General features: G+C 48.2%; 17 protein-coding genes and 1 tRNA gene. 3 read left to right on the top strand and 15 right to left on the bottom strand.

Annotation, left to right across the window (positions count from 1 at the left end; genetic code table 11):
* Positions 1–778 precede the first annotated feature (778 nt).
* From JWG39_RS07455 to queD, 7 genes are all read right to left on the bottom strand, one after another.
* Complete coding sequence (locus JWG39_RS07455; RefSeq protein WP_205218756.1) at positions 779–2,476, bottom strand: FAD-dependent oxidoreductase; 1,698 nt, start codon at positions 2,474–2,476, stop codon at positions 779–781.
* A 157-nt stretch (positions 2,477–2,633) separates the two neighbouring features.
* Complete coding sequence (locus JWG39_RS07450) at positions 2,634–3,347, bottom strand: RluA family pseudouridine synthase (protein WP_205218755.1); 714 nt, start codon at positions 3,345–3,347, stop codon at positions 2,634–2,636.
* A gap of 272 nt (positions 3,348–3,619) precedes the next feature.
* A complete protein-coding gene (locus JWG39_RS07445) occupies positions 3,620–4,132 on the bottom strand; it encodes a lipocalin family protein (RefSeq protein WP_205218754.1) in 513 nt (170 codons plus the stop codon).
* Positions 4,133–4,407: 275 nt separating this feature from the next.
* Positions 4,408–4,710, bottom strand: coding sequence for a ferritin family protein (locus JWG39_RS07440; RefSeq protein ID WP_205218753.1), 303 nt, complete (start codon positions 4,708–4,710; stop codon positions 4,408–4,410).
* Positions 4,711–5,105: 395 nt separating this feature from the next.
* Positions 5,106–6,143 (bottom strand): molybdopterin-binding protein, encoded by a 1,038-nt coding sequence (locus JWG39_RS07435; RefSeq protein WP_205218752.1) that lies wholly within the window; start codon positions 6,141–6,143, stop codon positions 5,106–5,108.
* 14 nt (positions 6,144–6,157) lie between these two features.
* Positions 6,158–7,441, bottom strand: a complete 1,284-nt coding sequence (tviB, locus tag JWG39_RS07430) for a Vi polysaccharide biosynthesis UDP-N-acetylglucosamine C-6 dehydrogenase TviB (protein ID WP_205218751.1) — start codon at positions 7,439–7,441, stop codon at positions 6,158–6,160.
* Positions 7,441–7,830 (bottom strand): 6-carboxytetrahydropterin synthase QueD, encoded by a 390-nt coding sequence (queD, locus tag JWG39_RS07425; RefSeq protein ID WP_205218750.1) that lies wholly within the window; start codon positions 7,828–7,830, stop codon positions 7,441–7,443. Before queD ends, tviB begins: the two co-directional genes overlap by 1 nt.
* Positions 7,831–7,925: 95 nt before the next feature.
* Between queD and JWG39_RS07420 the strand changes: the two genes are divergently transcribed.
* Genes JWG39_RS07420 through JWG39_RS07410 form a run of 3 tightly spaced genes read left to right on the top strand, consistent with a single transcriptional unit; the run spans position 7,926 to position 10,624 of the window.
* Positions 7,926–8,681 carry a tRNA1(Val) (adenine(37)-N6)-methyltransferase gene (locus JWG39_RS07420; protein WP_205218749.1) on the top strand — a complete coding sequence of 252 codons (756 nt, stop codon included), beginning with the start codon at positions 7,926–7,928 and terminating at the stop codon, positions 8,679–8,681.
* 2 nt (positions 8,682–8,683) lie between these two features.
* Complete coding sequence (locus JWG39_RS07415) at positions 8,684–10,237, top strand: YifB family Mg chelatase-like AAA ATPase (protein ID WP_205218748.1); 1,554 nt, start codon at positions 8,684–8,686, stop codon at positions 10,235–10,237.
* A 9-nt stretch (positions 10,238–10,246) separates the two neighbouring features.
* A complete protein-coding gene (locus tag JWG39_RS07410; RefSeq protein WP_205218747.1) occupies positions 10,247–10,624 on the top strand; it encodes a hypothetical protein in 378 nt (125 codons plus the stop codon).
* Between the two features lie 70 nt (positions 10,625–10,694).
* Here the strand turns inward: JWG39_RS07410 and JWG39_RS07405 are convergent, their stop codons facing one another.
* The 8 genes from JWG39_RS07405 to ftsY form a co-directional block, all read right to left on the bottom strand.
* Entirely contained in the window at positions 10,695–11,204 is a 510-nt protein-coding gene (locus JWG39_RS07405; protein WP_205218746.1) for a deoxycytidylate deaminase, read from the bottom strand.
* A 66-nt stretch (positions 11,205–11,270) separates the two neighbouring features.
* Entirely contained in the window at positions 11,271–12,053 is a 783-nt protein-coding gene (locus JWG39_RS07400; RefSeq protein ID WP_205218745.1) for an alpha/beta hydrolase, read from the bottom strand.
* 129 nt (positions 12,054–12,182) lie between these two features.
* Positions 12,183–12,260, bottom strand: a tRNA-His gene (locus JWG39_RS07395).
* Positions 12,261–12,658: 398 nt separating this feature from the next.
* Positions 12,659–13,306, bottom strand: a complete 648-nt coding sequence (locus JWG39_RS07390; RefSeq protein WP_205218744.1) for a zinc ribbon domain-containing protein — start codon at positions 13,304–13,306, stop codon at positions 12,659–12,661.
* Between the two features lie 68 nt (positions 13,307–13,374).
* Positions 13,375–15,072 (bottom strand): prephenate dehydratase domain-containing protein, encoded by a 1,698-nt coding sequence (locus JWG39_RS07385; RefSeq protein WP_205218743.1) that lies wholly within the window; start codon positions 15,070–15,072, stop codon positions 13,375–13,377.
* Between the two features lie 219 nt (positions 15,073–15,291).
* Positions 15,292–16,485: a pyridoxal phosphate-dependent aminotransferase gene (locus tag JWG39_RS07380; protein ID WP_205218742.1), complete on the bottom strand. Its 1,194-nt coding sequence runs from the start codon at positions 16,483–16,485 to the stop codon at positions 15,292–15,294.
* A 52-nt stretch (positions 16,486–16,537) separates the two neighbouring features.
* Positions 16,538–17,419, bottom strand: a complete 882-nt coding sequence (locus tag JWG39_RS07375) for a DnaJ domain-containing protein (protein ID WP_205218741.1) — start codon at positions 17,417–17,419, stop codon at positions 16,538–16,540.
* 28 nt (positions 17,420–17,447) lie between these two features.
* Entirely contained in the window at positions 17,448–18,722 is a 1,275-nt protein-coding gene (gene ftsY / locus JWG39_RS07370; protein WP_205218740.1) for a signal recognition particle-docking protein FtsY, read from the bottom strand.
* Positions 18,723–18,812: the final 90 nt, after the last annotated feature.

Raw genomic sequence — 18,812 nt, 5'->3', positions numbered from 1 at the left:
CCCTTGTGATTGCTTTGAGGTAATTGATGTTTTCCGTGTCCTTCCGTGTTTTCCGTGGTAGCAAACTACATGAGTATTGTGGCAATGTATTGTTTCTGCTTATCGATCCATCTGGAGCAGGGTCTGTTCTCATGCTCCTGGTAAACCACGGAAGACACGGAATATTAGAGTGTAAAAAGCTTAACCCCGACTTTCGAATGACTCCCAAAGTTGATTCATAATCCTGGTGCACTGTACGGCTTAAATTCGGATACAAACGTTTTCGTTTAATGTGTTGTCCCTGTTCGTGAAAATTCGTGTCTATTCGTGGTTACAAATTGCAAAAGGAACCACGGATAAACACGAATTAGTACTCATTCGCAATCGCCAAAAAAGATGTCTACGCAGTTGCGTTCTCTGGTCAATACAAAATGTAAATGGTATCAGTCACACCATTTACATTTTGTATTGAAGGATTCAAAGGCAGGGACGGGAAAAGGGAGACAGGAGAAAGGAGACAGTCTTTGTAGAGACGACCAATTGGGGCGTCTCCAGCACAACGGACATTTCTACAATGAGATCAATTTTACATCCTGTTTATCCCTTCGTAATCGCCAAAAAAGATGTCCACGCAGTTGAGTTCTCTGGTCAATAAACCATGGGGGGATACATCAACGAAGAGGTGGCACTGAACTGGTCAGTGCCGCCTCTTCGGGATAATAATAATGACATGGGATAAGCTCAGGTGCTTGTACTCCTGCTCTCAGACTCTGCCCGCATCTTTTTCCTGTTTAAGCCCTCATTTTTTACGGGGATACGGCCACGCCATGATACCTCCCTCCATAACCTTGACATTCGTGTACCCGTGAGCCCGGAGGACGAGTTCTGCCTCATACCCGCGAAGCGATACCTTGCAGAAACAGATAATTTCTGCATTTTTATCTGCCGGAAGCTCATCCAGACGAGAACGTAAGGCGCCAATGGGAATGAGGTGCTCGCCGATGCCGAGCTGCATCTCTTCATATTCACCCGGGCTGCGGCCGTCCAGGAAGTATGGTTGTTCGCCGTTCTCTCTTTTCTTCCATACCTCTACAGCTGAGATCCCCGTCATGCGGCCCTTGAGTTTGTTTTGCATGATATGGGCTGAAGCAATAAAATGATCAATGGCGAGGGAAAACGATGGTGCATAAGGCAGATCAATATTGATCAGGTCTTCTACCGTTAACTTGCCTTTGACAGCCATGGCAGCGGTGGCAATCTGTTTACTGACATCGCCCGCTCCCACACACTGATAGCCGAGGATGCGCTGGTCCCTGGTGCTGACCAGCATTTTCGATACAAGAATTTTCGCGCCCATGAACCCTGGTTTATCCGGACTGGCATTGACCACCGTCTGGTAGTCGGTCAGGCCCATGCGCTCGGCGGCTTTAGTCGACAGGCCGGTCGAACCGGCAGCAAAATCAAAAATCTTGCAGATACCTGTATGACTGGTACCGGGAAAGGTAACACAATTACCATTGATGACATTTTCTCCTGCTACCCGGCCTTCAAGGTTGGCAAGATCGCCCATCGGAGCAAAAACCGGTTCACCGCTCATAATACTGGGGATCTCAACACAGTCACCGGCGGCATAAATATCGGGGTCAGAGGTCTGCATGTACTGGTTGACTGTAATGCCACCGAATTTACCGGTTGCAAGACCGGCAGTTCTGGCGAGATCACTGTTAGGGCGTACTCCGATTGCCATAACGGCAAGCTCGCAGTTGATAACCGTCCCATCTGCAAGTTCAACACCCGTAAGTTTACCATCTTTACCGATGAAATTTTTCACACCATTAGAAGTTAAAACCTGCACTCCTTTACTCTGGATATGGTTTTCAACCAGGTGAGCCAGATCCCAGTCAAGAAAGGTCAAAACCTGGTCAAGTGCTTCGACAACTGTAACTTCGAGTCCCGCGAGACGCAGTGCTTCGCAGGTCTCAACTCCAATCAATCCACCGCCAATAATGACCGCCTGTTTGATTTTTTTTTCGTCACATATATGACGCAGGTAATCAGTATCTGCCATACTCTGAAGGTTGGTGATACCGTCAAGATCGATGCCGGGGATTGGTGGCATGTTGGGTTTTGCCCCGGTGCTGATAATCAACTTGTCGTAGGAAATGGTCTGTTCATCGCCGGTTTTGACATTGCGGCAAACTACCTTCTTTTCTTTGCGATCAATTGTCATAACCTCTGTTTCCACGAGGGCTTTAATGGCCTTGGCCTTGTCGAAAAAAGCCGGATCACGGGGAACCCCGGTTGGTGTGCAGAGCAAAAGGTTGCGGTCATCAAAAACGCCGCCAACATAGTAGGGATACCCGCACGAAGCCATGGAAAGATCTGGTGCTTTCTGGACAAGAGTGATTTCAGCAAATTCATCAAGCCTTCTGGCTTTGGCGGCGGCCTTGGCACCTGCGGCAGAACCACCTATAACAACTATTTTTTTTGATTCCATAATTTATATCCTCGGTTTTATTGAAGGTGAGATATCTTTACGTCTCCAGTATAATTCCCAGATTTATGTGAAGAGCCTGACAGAAAACTGTGTGGATCTTCTCAAATTCTTTTGCCTTTCTTTGTGTTCTTCGCGGTGAATTTCGTTTTAATTTTTATTATTTTTTCATAAGTGATTTGAAATAATCAGGGAGATCTGTTTCAAAGGTCATTTTTTCTTTTGTAACAGGATGTAATATGGTTAAGGACGTTGAATGAAGTGCAAGTCTTTTAATTCCTTTGTTCTTTTCCTTATCCCCATACATTTTATCTCCAACCACGGGGAAGCCTTTTTCCGCGAAATGAACCCGAATTTGATTTTTCCTTCCGGTAAGAAGATCTATTTCCAGCAAACTGTATTTTTTTGATTCTTTCAGAACTTTATATCCGGTCTTCGCGAGCTTGCCTTTTTCGGGATCCTTAACAGAATACATCCTGTACGCACGATTTTCCACAAGATATGAAGTGATTATCCCTTCTGTATCCGATAACGTTCCATGGACTACAGCATAGTACTTTTTTTTAAATTCATGCCATTCGTCTTGAAGAAAACGTTTAGAATACTCATTTTTTGCAAAAACCAAAATACCTGAAGTGTCTCTATCCAGACGGTGCACAATAAATACCCGGTTTGTTGATTTCTGAACCCCTTTTTTTACGTAATCAGTTAAATGATAATAAGCAGTATCTTCTTTTATTTTGTCAGTACTTACTGTCAAAAGGCCATTCGTTTTATCTACAACCAGAATATCATGATCTTCATAGAGAACAGAAAGCCCTTTGGGTTGATATTTTTTTGGGGGAATTTTAAAAGCTTTTTTACTTCTCGGCATAATGTTTCCTGTAGGAAATTAAATTGTATTGCGAAATGTATAGATTTCACATGGAGAACGAAATAAAAACGGTTCCAAGATACCATATAAATTATACATTTTCGATATGATTATGATACAGTATATTATATATTTTTTAAAATTGAGTTTTGAAAATTTAAGATTGGCGAAACAGGGGACAGGTCACGATTATTTTCTTGTTTAGAAAATATCACTAGTGAAAAGGGGAGCGTTACGTTGATGCTTCTATATCTTTGTTCTTCATGTGCGGATTAATGCTCAACCCAGATTAAATTTTCAGTATCAAAACCAAGTTCTTGAGATCTTTTCATAAATTTTTCTCTTACTTCATTTTTTACATCTGGTGTTCTCGAAAGCAACCATAAATATGATACATTTGGCCCTGAGACAAATGCGTATTGATAATTTTTTTTGTCTACATCAAAGATAATATAAGATCCATAAAATGGACCAAAGAATGAAACTTTCAGGAAGCCTTCATCAGCAGAATTGACAAAATAAGCTTTCCCTTCTGCTTCTTTCCATTCACCTTTCGATTGAGAAAAGCCTCTATTCAAAACAGAAACACCACCATCTTTTCGAAGAGTATATTCAGCAGATACTTTAGTTAATCCTCTTTCAAAAGAGTGATCAAGTCGTGCAATTTCATACCACGTACCCAGGTATTTATCTAATTCGAATTTTTGTATTGGTGTTACGGTCTCAGGCATACTTAAGCAACCATTAAGCAGGAATGAAATCATAATAATTAAAATATGCTTCATGTTTTCTCCTGTTCTCTAACGTAAAGATAAATTGCCCCTTTATTCTTGATTCGTTTTATACGGTGTCAGTTTTATTACTCTTGTTGTGAATGTGCCCCATAGCTTTTTGCTGCCAACCATAAGGGTTCCTTGAATAACCAGTCTTTCGCCCATTTTCTTTGGTACAGGAAAAAAATTACCCTCGAAGGTAAACGCCAGACTCCGATATCAAATCCTGTATACATTTTTTCCTGTGTCTCGAATATGAACGAAAGGCAGGTTGTTTCAAAGAACCCTCACTTCATTTTCTTGATTTCTTCTTCTACCTCTTCAGCACCCTCTGCATAGAATTTTTTTTCATCTGGAGCAAGCTCATGAAGCAATCTCAAAAACTCTCCGGCATGGACGAGTTCTTCGTCAGCTATATCTTTGAGCACTTCAATGGCAAGCTTGTTGTCTGTTGACTCCGCAAGCTGCATGTACAGTTGAACTGCTTCATACTCTGCGGCCACCATAAATCTTATTGCTCTGATAAGTTCTTGATCTGTAAGCTTTTTATCTTTAGCCAATCCTGAAAAAGGCGATCCAAATTCTGGCATGTCTCTTCTCCTTTGTTGAGTGTTATACGTTCCCGCCAATACCTGACGTTAAACATTTTTTTCTTCGACGCCACAATAAGTGAAAAACTATTTAATAAAATTCTATAATAGTGTACTGATAATAGAATTACAAGCATATTATTTTGTACGATAGTCCTTCTCTCTTTTGTCTTGTTAAGGCTGGCAGAGAGAAACACACAAACAAATTTTCTTAAGGAATGTCCGCTCTGACCACGATGCAGGGCTATGAATCATGCTCACAACGTTCTGTGTTCTCATCACTATGAGATGAACGAAATACAAGATTATTCAAGGGACCCTGCAAACGAAAAGCTGGATTGCCCAAAAGGGCAATCCAGCTTTTTTATACAATCCCGCAGAATATACCTGTGACGCTATTTTCCGAAACTGCACACCGGATAGGTACACTTCGGGCAATTCCGACACAGCCCGCCATGTCCCAGCTCCGCAAATTCCTGGCGGCCAATCGTCTCGCCAGTCATTACCCTCGGCAACAGCAGATCAAGCACTGTGATCTTATGGTACATACCGCAGGCTGGCAGGCCAAGCACCGGAATCTGTCGGTCACCTGCCGGGAGATGCCCACTGAGGAACATGGCACCAGGAAGAACTGGAGTGCCGTACACAGCATCATCAGCTCCAGCCTTGAGGATTCCAAGGCGGGTAACGTCATCCGGGTCAACGGACATCCCTCCACTCGTGATAACAATATCGACACCGGCATCCACACAGGCACGAATCTCTGCGGCAATGCAATCAATATCATCTGGTGCTTTTTTTACCATGTCAACTTCAGAGCCAATTTCAGTAACTTTTTCTCGCAAAACAGCTTCAAACTTGTCTTCAATTCGGCCATCGAAGACCTCACTGCCGGTAATCACCAGACCAAACTTCAATTTTGGCAGTTTCTTCACCTGTACAATCGGTTCACCATTCTTAAGAATGGCAGCTGCTTTTTCAACAATATCCCGTGAGCCAACAAGAGGGATCAACCGGCTGGCGGCGATAGACTCGCCTTTTTTCACCGGGGTGTTGGTTTGCAGGGTCGCACACATCACCTCGCCGAGGAGATTGAACTGCAGCAGACGATCTTTGTCGATCTTCAACAGTCCGTCACAGCCCGCTTTAAGGGCAATCTTGCCCTCACTGGCATTGGGGTTGAACTCTACGTTCTCCCCGGCCATGGCTCCGGCAAAAATCTGTGCCGCTTCATTCTCATGCACTTCGTTGTCCTCAAGAGTGAGGACATAGATATGATTCTTGCCGAGACGTTTGAGATGCTCCACATCTTCAGGACGGATGATATGGCCTTTTTTAAAGGCGGGGCCTTTCTTTACATCCTTCACAATTTCAGTCATATCGTGGGGAATTACCATCCCCACAGCTTTTTCAACAGGTACAGTTTTCGTCATGATTTGATTTACCTTTACAGGGTACCATCAACCTCTGCTGGAGGATAGATGCCCTTTACGTCATAAATAATTGATTTCTCGTGACAGAGAGTACGGAGATCTGTCACTGCCATCTGCTTGAACTGGCGATGCGCCACTGCGAGAATAATGGCGTCATAGCAGCCTTTATCAAGCTTTTCTATGGGCACAATACCGTATTCGGTCTGTGCCTCCTGCGGGGTCACCCAGGGATCATAAACATCCACTTTGAGACTGCAGTCCTGCAACTCACGAATAATATCCACCACCTTTGTGTTGCGCAGGTCGGGACAATCTTCCTTGAAGGTGAGACCAAGCACCAGAACCTTCGCACTGGAGGTGTTAATACCATTTTTCATCATCAGACGAATTGTCTGTGTTGCCACGTAGCCGCCCATGGAGTCGTTGAGACGACGCCCGGCAAGGATCATGTCCGGATGGTAGCCGATCTCCTGGGCCTTGTGGGTGAGGTAGTAGGGATCCACTCCGATACAATGTCCGCCAACGAGGCCGGGACGAAAGGGGAGGAAATTCCATTTGCTTCCTGCAGCCGCAAAAACCTCGCCGCTGTTGATCCCGAGCTTATTGAAAATCAGCGCCAGTTCGTTGACGAGGGCGATATTGACATCACGCTGGGTATTTTCAATCACCTTGGCGGCTTCCGCCACCTTCATGGAGCTGGCACGATAGGTGCCGGCAGTGATGATGGAGGAATAGAGGGCGTCGACAAAATCGCTGACCTCGGGGGTGGAACCAGAGGTTATCTTGACGATGGACGGCAGACGGTGCTCATGGTCGCCGGGGTTGATACGTTCCGGACTGTAGCCGCAAAAAAAATCTTTGTTAAATGTCAGACCGGAACCGGCCTCCAGCAGCGGTACACACACCTCTTCGGTGGCACCGGGATAGACGGTACTCTCGTAGATGACCACATCATTTTTGCTGAGCACCTTCGCCACGGTCCGGCTGGCGCCTTCGAGGGGGCGCAGGTCCGGGCGGCGTGCTTTATCAATCGGGGTGGGGACGGCAACAATATAGACGGTACAGTCGGCCAGGTCGGAGAGTTCTGAGGTGAAATGCAGATGAGTCGCCTGTGCCATCTCTTCGGGTGTCGTCTCCAGGGTAGAGTCGGTGCCGGAATGCAGCTCGGCAATGCGCTTCTCCTTGAGATCAAATCCTACTACAGACTTTGTCCTGCCAAATTCAACGGCCAGTGGCAATCCGACATAGCCCAGGCCAATAATGCCGATCTTTACAGTACTCAATTTCGCACATTTCATCAGTCAGTTCCTCTCTTCTGCGGGCCATAATAGTGCAGCCCCTGGGTATCCGTCTCTTTCACCGTAATGGTGTAAAGCCTGCAGCTGTCGTCCTGCAAACGCTTCTCCACCTCAAGCCAGAGAAACTCGGCAATATGTTCGGAGGTGGTATTTTTTTCGGCAAACCAGGGGAGTTCGTTGATATCATAATGGTCAAGCAGGTCGATTACTTCTTTGACAATTTTCTTCAACCGCTTAAAATCAATGCCCATGCCGATGGAGTCCAGCTCTTCAGCCCGTACAGTAACACGAACCTTCCAGTTGTGTCCGTGGGGGCGCTCGCAGGATCCATTATAATCACGCAGATGATGCGCAGCGGCAAAGTGGGTATCGATGAATATATCGTACATTATCTCCTCTCAGATGCGTGTTTGATCGTTGGAAATCCGACTGTTTCGTCTATCAGAATTGATTCGTCAATATACAGCTTTTACTGGAAATCGCCATGCCGTCGCCTGAGAAATCTCAACGAAATAAAGAATATACAGAGGACACCCTGTTCAACGGAGCACTCCTCTGCCGGCAGCATGCGGCGGGATATCGCTTCTCCGTGGACTCCGTCCTTCTTGCCCATTTTCTTGATGTGAAATCCGGATTTTCCGTGTTCGATCTCGGCAGCGGCTGTGGCGTACTGCCGCTGATTCTGCTCTATCGCAACAGGGATATCACCTGCAGCGGGATCGAACTGCAGCCTGATCTCCATCACCTCGCCACTGGCAATATTTCCGCAGCAGGGTTCACTGCCCGCAGTACTATCTTCAACGGTGACCTGCGTGACATCGGTCATTTCGCTGAGGCCGAAAGTGTGGACCGGGTGATCAGTAATCCACCGTTCTATCCGCCGGGACATGGAAGGGCGAGTGGTGGTCAGGAGGAGGAGTTTGCCCGCCGGCAGCAGAACGGCGGCCTTGCCGAATTCCTTGCTGCGGCACGTTACCTGCTGAAAAACAGGGGCAGCGCCGTCTTTATCTACCCGGCGGAGCAGGGCGCGGATTTTATCGTAACCGCCCGTGAGGAGGGGATGGAGGTGAAGAACCTGCGCCATGTCCACAGCTATCCTGGCGGGCCAGCGAAACTGACACTTTTCTCCTGCATGAAAAACGGCCGATCCTCGCTGAAAGTATTGCCGCCGCTCTATGTCTATGAGCATAAAGGCGGCCCGCGCAGCGAAGAGGTTAAAACCTGTTACAGACGGAACTGATTATGCTTGCCACCATCCACAGTTGCTGTGTTACCGGTATTGACGGCGCCATCGTTCACGTGCAGGTTGATGTGGCACGTGGTCTGCCCCAGTTTGCCACCGTTGGCCTGCCCGACTCCTCTATTAAAGAGAGCAAGGATCGCGTGCGTGCGGCGATTCGCAATTCCTCCTACGACTTCCCCGCCCGACGAATTACTGTGAACCTTGCGCCTGCCGACCTGCGCAAGGAAGGGCCGGGCTTCGATCTGCCCATTGCCCTCGCTATCCTGGAAGCAAGCGGATTTTTTACCCCGCAGCGGAGCGGGCCCTGGTGTGTAACCGGTGAACTTTCGCTTGATGGCGGGGTTCGTTCTGTAAAGGGAGTGCTCTCAATGGCAACAGCTGCACGGGATGCGGGATTTAAAACAATCCTTGTCCCGGCGGAGAACTATACCGAGACCTCTCTCGTGCGTGCAGGCATTGAGATCGTTCCAGTCACCTCTCTCGCGCAGACAGTGGAGTATCTTGCAGGGGTAATTGAGGCACCGGAGGGGAAGATTAAGGAAGAGACTCCGAGCGAGGAGGGATTTCTTGATTTTTCCGAGGTGAAGGGGCAGCACACTGCCCGGCGCGGGATGGAGATTGCGGCCGCTGGCAACCACAATATCCTGCTGGTCGGCAGTCCCGGCGGGGGCAAGACGATGCTGGCGAGGCGAATGCCAACCATTCTGCCAACGCTCACCGACGAAGAGCTGCTGGAAACAACCCGTATCTATAGTGTCTCCAACAAGATTTCGGCTGGCAAGAAGTTCTCCCGCCGTCGACCGTTTCGCGCTCCGCATCATACAATTTCTGATGCCGGGTTGATCGGCGGGGGGCAGGTTCCACAGCCGGGGGAGGTCTCACTGGCGCACAACGGTGTGCTCTTTCTTGATGAACTGCCGGAGTTTAAGCGCAATGTACTTGAAGTGTTGCGCCAGCCTCTTGAGGATGGTTCGGTCTCTATTGCCCGCGCCAACATGACTCTCTGCTTTCCCGCCCGCTTTCTTCTTGTTGCAGCAATGAATCCCTGCCCCTGTGGTTTTCTCGGCGATCCACACAATCGATGCCGCTGCACAGAGGTGGAAATTCAGCGTTATACCTCAAGGATATCCGGACCTTTGCTTGACCGTATTGATGTGAAGATCGAAACTGCTCCCCTGAGCTTTTCGGAACTGCAGACGGGAGATCCGGGCGAAAGCTCGGCAGTGGTAAAAGCACGGGTCGAGGCAGCGCGGCAGAGGCAGCTGCACAGGTTTGCGAATGACAAAGGCATCTATTGCAACAGTCAGATGGGCAGTTCTCTCGTGGATAAATATTGTGTCATTGACGTTTCCACCTCAAAACTGCTGGGACAGAGCATGACACGCCTTGGCCTCTCAGCTCGGGCCTGCCATAAAATTTTGAAGTTGTCGCGCACCATTGCCGACCTTGCCGGTGCTGAAAAGATTAGCGTTAACCATATGGCCGAGGCTGTTCAGCTGTGCAGGTCGTACGGGAAGACTCGGGCGGAAATTTCCGCGCATTCAGTTAAATAGAGGAATATAATGGAAAAGATGGTGAAGGAATTAAAAACGTTGATGAATTTCAAACCGACCACGGAAATTGGTGATACGGTTCTCGTTGTCGGCAAGAGCGAAAAGAGCACCGAAACAGATATTCTTTTCTATGCTCACATCTCTGACATTGAGCGGGATACCAGTCGTCGTGATGAGTGGTGGCATGTGTATTTACAAATACTCAGCGTTCCAGTGCAAAAGGTTACCTGGACACTGCGCACTTCGCAAATGTACGGCGAGGAGATTTTCACCATGGGTGGCGCGCCCCGATTTATCAAGGCGGTTGATTTTGGCACCAAACCTCCGCTGGAGCCGCTGAAAAAGAAAGAGAAGGGGGAAGGGAAAGTGTTGGCCTTCAAACGTTGAATCGGCCCTTCAGGCTGGGGAGGATGTCAACGGAAGGCCGTTGACATCCTCTCCGGGGAAACCCTGAAGATCAACGATCTTCCGGAGCAACGTAGCTCAGCCGTACTTCACGGCGCTCGCTCACGAAACGCCGGATCTTGACTCCGGCGATCTTCAGCATCTGCTTGGAGGCTTTTACAGAATCAGTATCAGCATATTTATCTGAGATGTAGATAATCTCCCTGATGCCGGACTGGATGATGACCTTGGTGCATTCGTTGCAGGGAAAGAGCACCACGTAGATTCTGCAGCCGGTGAGGCTGGTCTGATTGGAGTTGAGCACAGCGTTAAGCTCAGCGTGACAGACGTAGGGATATTTTGTTTCCAGCAGCTCACCATCCCGCTTCCACGGGAGTACATCATCAGAGCATCCCCTCGGAAAGCCGTTATATCCTACACCGACGATTTTATTCTCTTCATTGGCCACACAGGCACCGACCTGAGTACTGGGATCTTTGCTGCGCCGCGAAGCGAGCAGGGCGGCGGCCATAAAATACTCGTCCCAGTTGAGATAATCTTTGCGTTTGTCTCCAGAAGTCATTCTATTTCTCTCAAATTAAGAGTTCAGGACACCCACCAGTCTTTCCAGGCTGTTTCAAGGTACCCTTTATTTTTTTAAGGTCGGTCGCACGTGTCTGCGCCGCTGGCGCCAGGTGTTGATACCGCAGGCGGTATTGATAAACTGGCGGATAGCATCCAGGTAAGGTTCCCCTCCTACATCGCAGAGAGGTTCTTTGTCTGGAGCGTGCCCCCCGGGAATAATAAAAAAGTGTTTTGTGCGTGCACCACTGTCTGCCTGCAGTCTCTCTGCTACCGGAGCTGGAGTGATTTCATCAAGCGCACCGTGGAAGATCATGGTGGCGCGGGTAATCTCTTCCATGGCGTCAAGGATGGTACGCTCGTACTCATCAGATGTAATTCCTTTAATATCACAAATCTTCTCAAGCCATACGGCATAATCGAGAACTGTACCCTCAAGAAAGATTCCCTTAAGTCCGGTTTTTATTTCCGTCATGGCGTGTACTGCCGGCAGAGTGGCGACTCCCTGGGCAAAAAGAAAAAGCTGGCCGCAGCCCTCTTTTTCAAGAAAATCTATCGCCGCCGAACATATTTCCACACCCTGCGCGGAAAATTCCGCAAGAGTCTCTCCAGAGGGGCGAACAATCAGTACGTTGAGTCCTTTCCCGACAAGACCGTCAACAAGCGACTGTGAATGCTGTGCGTCACCCTCCGGCGCCGGGAAGAGAAGAACGGAGGGTGCATCTTTTTCCGTCGGTCGCCACACTGCGGGAATTCCGTTAAGGGAGCAGGTCGCTTCTGCAGGTACATCGGGAGAACTCAGGGGGGTATCAACGGTCTGTACATCGTAAAATGAGGCTGGTATTTTCATGATGTTGTCCAGGGTGGATTGGGGAAGCAGAAGAAGGAACATCTTTCGTGCTGCTGACAACTGCAAATGATAAAAAAATTCCCCTGAGACATTAAAAACGTCTCAGGGGAATGTCAATTCATTGGATGGTGGGGTGAATGATGGGAATTGAACCCACGGCCTCCTGGGCCACAACCAGGTGCTCTAACCAACGTGAGCTACATCCACCACATGTTCCATCGGAAAAGAAGATTTTATATAGTCTTAAATCTAATAGTAAATTATTATCTACTATAGAAAATTATACGCTTCCATAGATCCTTAAAAATCTTCGATAAAACCGAAGTTTAAAAGATTCTCCACGTATGTACTCGATAGACTCTACCGAGCTACAATATCCATGGCTGCTGTAGTACAACAGTTTACATGAATTATAGGGATTGCAGGTTCCTTTTGCTTTCAGTTTTCATTGTACATGTTTTATTTATAAATACAACCGTTTAAGATAGTATTCTTTTAGTAAAAGTATCCTTATAGCGTTCTACTATATGCTACATTTTACTACATTACAAATGAATTTATACAGTACCTCTTCAAATACTGAAATGCAAGAATTTTTTTCTGTTTTACACGTCTCCCTGACAATATTTACATTTTTTTGCCTGTGCCTTGATAATCTCGGCGCAGTGGGGACATTCTTTTTTGAAGTTTTTCTTCAACACGGCAACGACTGCCAGTCCTGCGAAAGATTCCAGGGACGGATCGCGGAAGGGGTGATTACGAATGGGATCAATGCATTCAAGGTTGGCAATTTCAATGAGAATGTCACATGCCTGCTTGCGTTTATCTTTGGCCGCACCCTCATCAAGCAGGATTGCCAGCGGGGCTGTTATGTCTTTCTCTGCTGCGGCGGTATCCAGGCGGGCCATCATCTTTTTCTGTTCGATATATTGCTTGTTTTTGGAAAGGATTTTTTCCCGGTCGATAATACAGCCCGTGAAGGCACCGGCATTACCCACCATCATGTAGTTCTTCTCTGGACTGCCGGGAAGCTCCATATAACGGTATGAGGCATGATGTCCGTAAGCTTCCTCAATTTTATCCCAGCCATTTACGAAAACAGGGCACTCGTCGTTGAGACAGATAAAAAGAACTTCTGCCCCCCAGCCAAGACCATCGCCGACATGGATTGGAGGTGCTTCACATGCAGTAAGCTTCTGATTGCAATGCGGACAGATTTTCACTTCGTCAAGATAGCGGAGAATATTTGTCATGGTTTGAACTCCCTCAAAACTACAGAATTATAAAACAGGTGCCTCCGGTACTCTGCAACAGCTGCCAGCTATGCCTTGCGTATCCCCGGTCGGCTCAGTATCTCATCCACCGCCTTTGCCTCTGACATTCTCGCCTCAAGAAAGGCGGCAGGCATGACGGAACGGTTTTCTTCCATTACTTCACACAGTGCACTGATCTGTGAGTCTTCCGCCAAGTCCATCAGCTTGAGAATATTTTCAGCGAAACTGCGTACAATCTTTTTGCCTTCACCACCGGTAGCCATGATCTCTGCGTAGGTACGCGGATTCTGGTTATGGATGCGTGCCATTGCAAGAATACCATAGAGCGAGGTGAGGGTAGAATGACTGGCAATGTCTTTATAGTCAAGATTATGATCTTTAAACGTTTTGGCAAGGGCAACAGAGATAGTCGTGGGGAGTTTCTGTCCTACACCCATTAACAGATCGTGCTTGCGCGGGGTGTCCTGATAGATGTCGACCCCGTGTTTATAGAGAAAGGCTTCAATTTCATTACACAGTGCACCTGCCTTCGAAGTATGGACAACGGCAGCATGTTTATCCTTCATTGTCGCTGACTGTGGCCCCCAGAGGTTGTGAATAAACATGACCTCCACCCCTTCACCAGAAAAGGTCAGTGCTGCCTCTATGTTATGCTCAGATTCCCCGGCGAGGATAATCAGCGCCTGGCCGTCATGCAGCTTCGGCGCATACTGACGGATGGTCTCGGTGGTCACCGAGATTGGCACGCAGATCACCACCACATCTACCCGTGCAATCATCTCCACGGGGGTGATTGTGGTGGTGCGGCCGGTAAGCAGGGTACGGTATCCTTCACCTCGCAGACGTTCAGCAAACCAGTGGCTCATAGCTCCGGTGCCGATGAAGCCGATGGCTTTGATATTTTTCTCACGCATGTCCACCCGGGGAAAGGAACCGAGAATATTGAGCGAATTTTTCTCCTGGATGACAGCTTCTTCGATGGTGCGCAGCATTTCGGCAATGAGTGGCTCTTCCTTGTGCCCCTCGAATTCAAGATATATCTGCAGTTTTTGGGTTTTTACATCGTTTTCAGACTGCATGTCTATGATGTTGATACCTCGACAGGTAAATTCATTGAGGATATCTACCAGCAGGCCGACGCGGTCTTTCAGTGGAATGGTGATCACTGCCGTAGCATCGTAGCCGGTTTTTACTGCGGGATGACGGGCAACAACGGCGAAGCGGGTCCGGTTATGGGAAGCAAGTTCACGTTTTACAAGGGTAAGGGCGTGGCGCCGTCCGACTTCTTCGGTGTCGATAACCGCAAAGCCTTTGCTTTGACCACTGCCAGTCTGGTTGATGGTGCTGTCGATATCGTGAACCGCCATCTGGGTGGCGTCGGGATATACACTGTCGAGGAAATCCCGGCTCTGGCGAAGTACTGAGGCTCGACCGATAATGGTATGAATCTCGTCTCCCTGTTTGAAATCTGCCTGGAAAGAAAAGAGAGAGACGTGAATGGGCAGCACCACGTTATCCACCCAGTAAAGACCTTTGCTGGCGGCGATTTTACGGGAAGATGTGCGAATGGAGCCTTCACGGGTGTTATACACCGGGATGAGAGCGATATCACAGCAATTCTCAGTAAAGGAAGCGAAGACCTCCCCGATGTGGCCAAAGGTAAGTATTTTTGCGGCAGGGTTATACTGGCAGGCGGCCTGCCAGCTGTTGGAGCCTTCCGGGCCAAGGGTTGCAATGGTAAACATGATGTCTTGTTTTCTCTGTTTTCAAAGGTCTCCGGGAGGAAATTACCTCCCCTTAAAAATTGTGTAACATAGTGATTTAATCAAGAATATGCAACAAGGAAGCCATGAAAGTCAGGGGTGACAGAGAAAAGAGTATATAACACAAAGGCGGTGTGGAGATTATTTTCCACATCGCCTTTGTTCTGTGGGTGTATCTTAAATATCAAGATAAATATTCGCTTAAACCCCTTGCGCTTTTGCTTGTTTCACCGCCCGTTTGAAACCTTCTGCAGCGTTTATGATTGTCTCATCCGGCACGCAGAAGGCAATACGGATATGACCCGGCCCATAAAATCCGGTTCCCGGGACAGCGAGAATTTTCTCTTCAGCGAGGATTTTCACAAACGCAATATCATCCACAATCGGAGTTTTGGGGAAGACATAAAACGCTCCCTTTGGTTCGGTAAACTCAAAGCCAGCCTCACGCAGAACATCACATATCATCTTTTTGCGGCGGACATAGGGAGAGATGTCTGGTTTTACATCGATGAGTTCAGCCACTGCCCGCTGCATCATTGCAGGGGCGTTGACAAAGCCCAGAATGCGGTTGGCGAGAGTCAGGGCATTAATCAGTTCTTCTTTACTGCGAATCTTTGGATTTACGGCAAGAAAACCGATCCGCTCGCCGGGAAGGGAAAGATCTTTGGAGAAGGAAGAGAGAACAATACTGTTCCGCCAGGCTTTAAATACCGAACCAACCTCGGCATCGTCATAAACAATCGCACGGTAGGGTTCATCGGCAATGAGATAGATCGTTCTGGCGACTTCCTCAGAAACCCGTTCCAGCATTTCACCGAGAGCTGTCAGCTCTGCGCTTGAGTATATCTGTCCCGTAGGGTTGTTTGGGGAGTTGATGATGATTGCCCGGGTTTTACTGGTAATCGCATCCTCAATGGCCTGCAGATCAAGGCTGAAATCCTCCTTCATGTTTACTACTTTCGGCACGCCGCCGTGGTTCTCCACATAAAACCCATACTCAACAAAATAGGGGGCGAGCAGCAGAACCTCATCGCCGGGATTGAGCAGTGCCTTCATGGTAACGTTGATGGCACCTGCAGCTCCGACGGTCATAATCAGGTTGTCACCGGTAACAGGTACTCCCTGCTCACGGGTGAGTTTGTCGGCGATGGCGTCGCGTACCCAGGGGTATCCACCGTTCGGCATATAGGAGTGGACACCCGGGGTGGTGTCTGCGGCGATGCGTTGAATCACCTCGTTAAATTCTTCCGGCGGAGACAGATCAGGATTGCCGAGACTGAAATCAAAGACATTTTCCGCGCCGAATTTAGCCTTCATTTCGGCACCTTCTTCAAACATCCTGCGTACCCAGGACGATTTTTTGGCGTACTCTCTCATCTTTTCCGATACAGACATGGCAAACCTCTCGTGATAGTGTTGTGCTTCTGGTTATTACTTCAAGGTATCCTCAAAGATACCCGTTGCGTTCAAAATAATCGTGAGCAACATTTATCTCCTTCATCTTTTCCTCAGCCATTTTTTGAAACTCTTCGCCGAGGTTACGCACTTTGTCTGGATGATACTGCATACTCAGGGTGCGGTAAGCCTTCTTGATTTGATCCGCCGTGGCACCTTTGCTCAGGCCCAGAGTTGCATAATGTTTCGCCGCTTCATCTCCCGTCGAACCAGTTGAGTAACTTCTCTGCCCTCCGTAGCTGCTGCCTCCACTGCGGGTCCTGCTCTGCTGATGAAAGCGGTACTTGTTTTCAAGAGTTTGCTGATCTCGACTGAAGATCTGCAGAAGTTGCGCTATATGGCGGGCCACATTCAGCTCAGTTTCCGGAACACTGGTCTTGGTAAAGAGAATTTGATAGACGAGTTCCAGGAGGATGAAACGATGTTCGTAGGGAAATGTCTGGCGAAATTCAACACACAGTGTGTCAAGGGGCTGGTCACTGTTGGTGGCTTCCTTGATCAACTCCTTGACCCAGCTCATCTGTGTCTGGTTGTAGCGCAGATTGATCTGAAAAAAGTTGTGGATCGTCTGTACTTCCGCGCGGGTGATCTGGCCGTCAATCTTGGCAATGGTTATGAGGATGTTGACCAGCAGCCAGACAAAGCGGTTATGATTCTCTGTTTGTGACTGTTCATATTCAGAGACCCGCTTACGGATCAGCCAGGAGAAGAGCATGAAGCCGCCGATGCCAAGAACCCCCAGGGACATCACAAAGTAGAAAATAGTGCCAATAAAATTCATCAGGGCGGGGGCACCACCAGTAAGAAGGATTAAAATTGCGGCAATCAGCAGGCAGCCGCCGCAACCCGGAGGCTGTTGTTGTTGGTATCGCATTATATTCTCGTATTACGGTTCAGGGTTTTCAGTAGGAATTGTTTTCAAGCAGGGCGTCGGCAAACTCTTCGGGGACGAAGTCACGGAGATCTTCCATGCCTTCACCTATACCAATAAAACGGATGGGAATCTTCATCTCCCGGCAAATATTGATGACAATACCGCCTTTGGATGTCCCATCGAGTTTGGTCAGGGCAAGACCGGTAACATCTACTGCGGCATCAAACAGCTGTGCCTGGGAAATACCATTCTGGCCGGTAGTAGCATCAAGAACCAGCAGAGTCTCGTGAGGCGCTGCTGGCAGTTTTTTCTTCATCACTCGTTTTATCTTCTTCAACTCCTCCATGAGATTCTCTTTGGTATGCATGCGGCCGGCTGTGTCCACCAGCAGAACATCAATCTTCTGTGCGATGGCGGCGGAGACTGCATCAAAAACAACAGAGGACGGGTCGGCACCATCGTGGTGAGCGATAACCGGCACGCCGTTGCGTTCTCCCCAGATCTTAAGCTGAGATACAGCTGCTGCTCGGAAGGTATCGCCAGCGGCAAGCATTACACTCTGTCCGGAGGCAATAAATTTGTGGGCAATTTTGCCAATGGTGGTGGTTTTGCCCACCCCGTTAACGCCAATAACCATTATAACAAAAGGTCCTTTTTTAGGCATGACGAGGGCGCTGTCAGTTTCATTGCTGAGAATGTAAGCTTTGATCTGTTTCTTCAGCAGTTTCTTGAGCGCTTCCGGCTGGGTAATTTCTTTTCGGCTTACCTTGCGGCGAAGAATTTTCAGCAGTTCTTCTGTGGTGGCAACACCAACGTCAGCAGTGATGAGAATTTCTTCAAGGCTGTCCATCAGAGTGTTATCTATCTCTTTGCTGCCGAGAAAAAGAGCATCCATCTGATACGTGAGGGCTTCTTTCGTCTTGTCAAGGCGCTTTGAAAGACGGGAAAAAAAGGAGCTGTGGGGCTTTTGAGCGGGGGGGCTTTTTTCTTCTGCTTCCGGCACTTCTTCTACTTCAGGAATTTCTTCCATTGCAGAAACTTTTTCCGCTTCAGGGAAAGTGTCAGGCTCAGCGGGAACTTCAGGTGGAGCAGGTATTTTTGCCTCAACAGGAACGGGTGGTGCGAGATGTTTGTCCGGTTCAGCCGGTGTAATCGGAGCTGTAACCTTTATGGGGGCAACTTCTGACGGAGTTATTGCTGTCTCTACGGCAGTATTATCAACACTTTCCGGAGCGACCACTTTCTCCGTTTCAGTGGTTGTGTTCGTATTGCCTTTGAGCTTTTTTTTAAACCATTTGAGCATGTTTCACCTGAGAGTCTGCGGGGGAGGAAAATCCTTCGGTGGCTGTTCGCCTGCCGCCCCTTTTGAAAAAACATGAGAGAAAATAACAAC

It is taken from the genome of Desulforhopalus vacuolatus, assembly GCF_016918505.1.
Taxonomy (GTDB): Bacteria; Desulfobacterota; Desulfobulbia; order Desulfobulbales; family Desulfocapsaceae; genus Desulforhopalus; species Desulforhopalus vacuolatus.
Note: the sequence above shows the minus strand (reverse complement) of the source record. Positions and strands in the feature narration are given on the sequence as shown.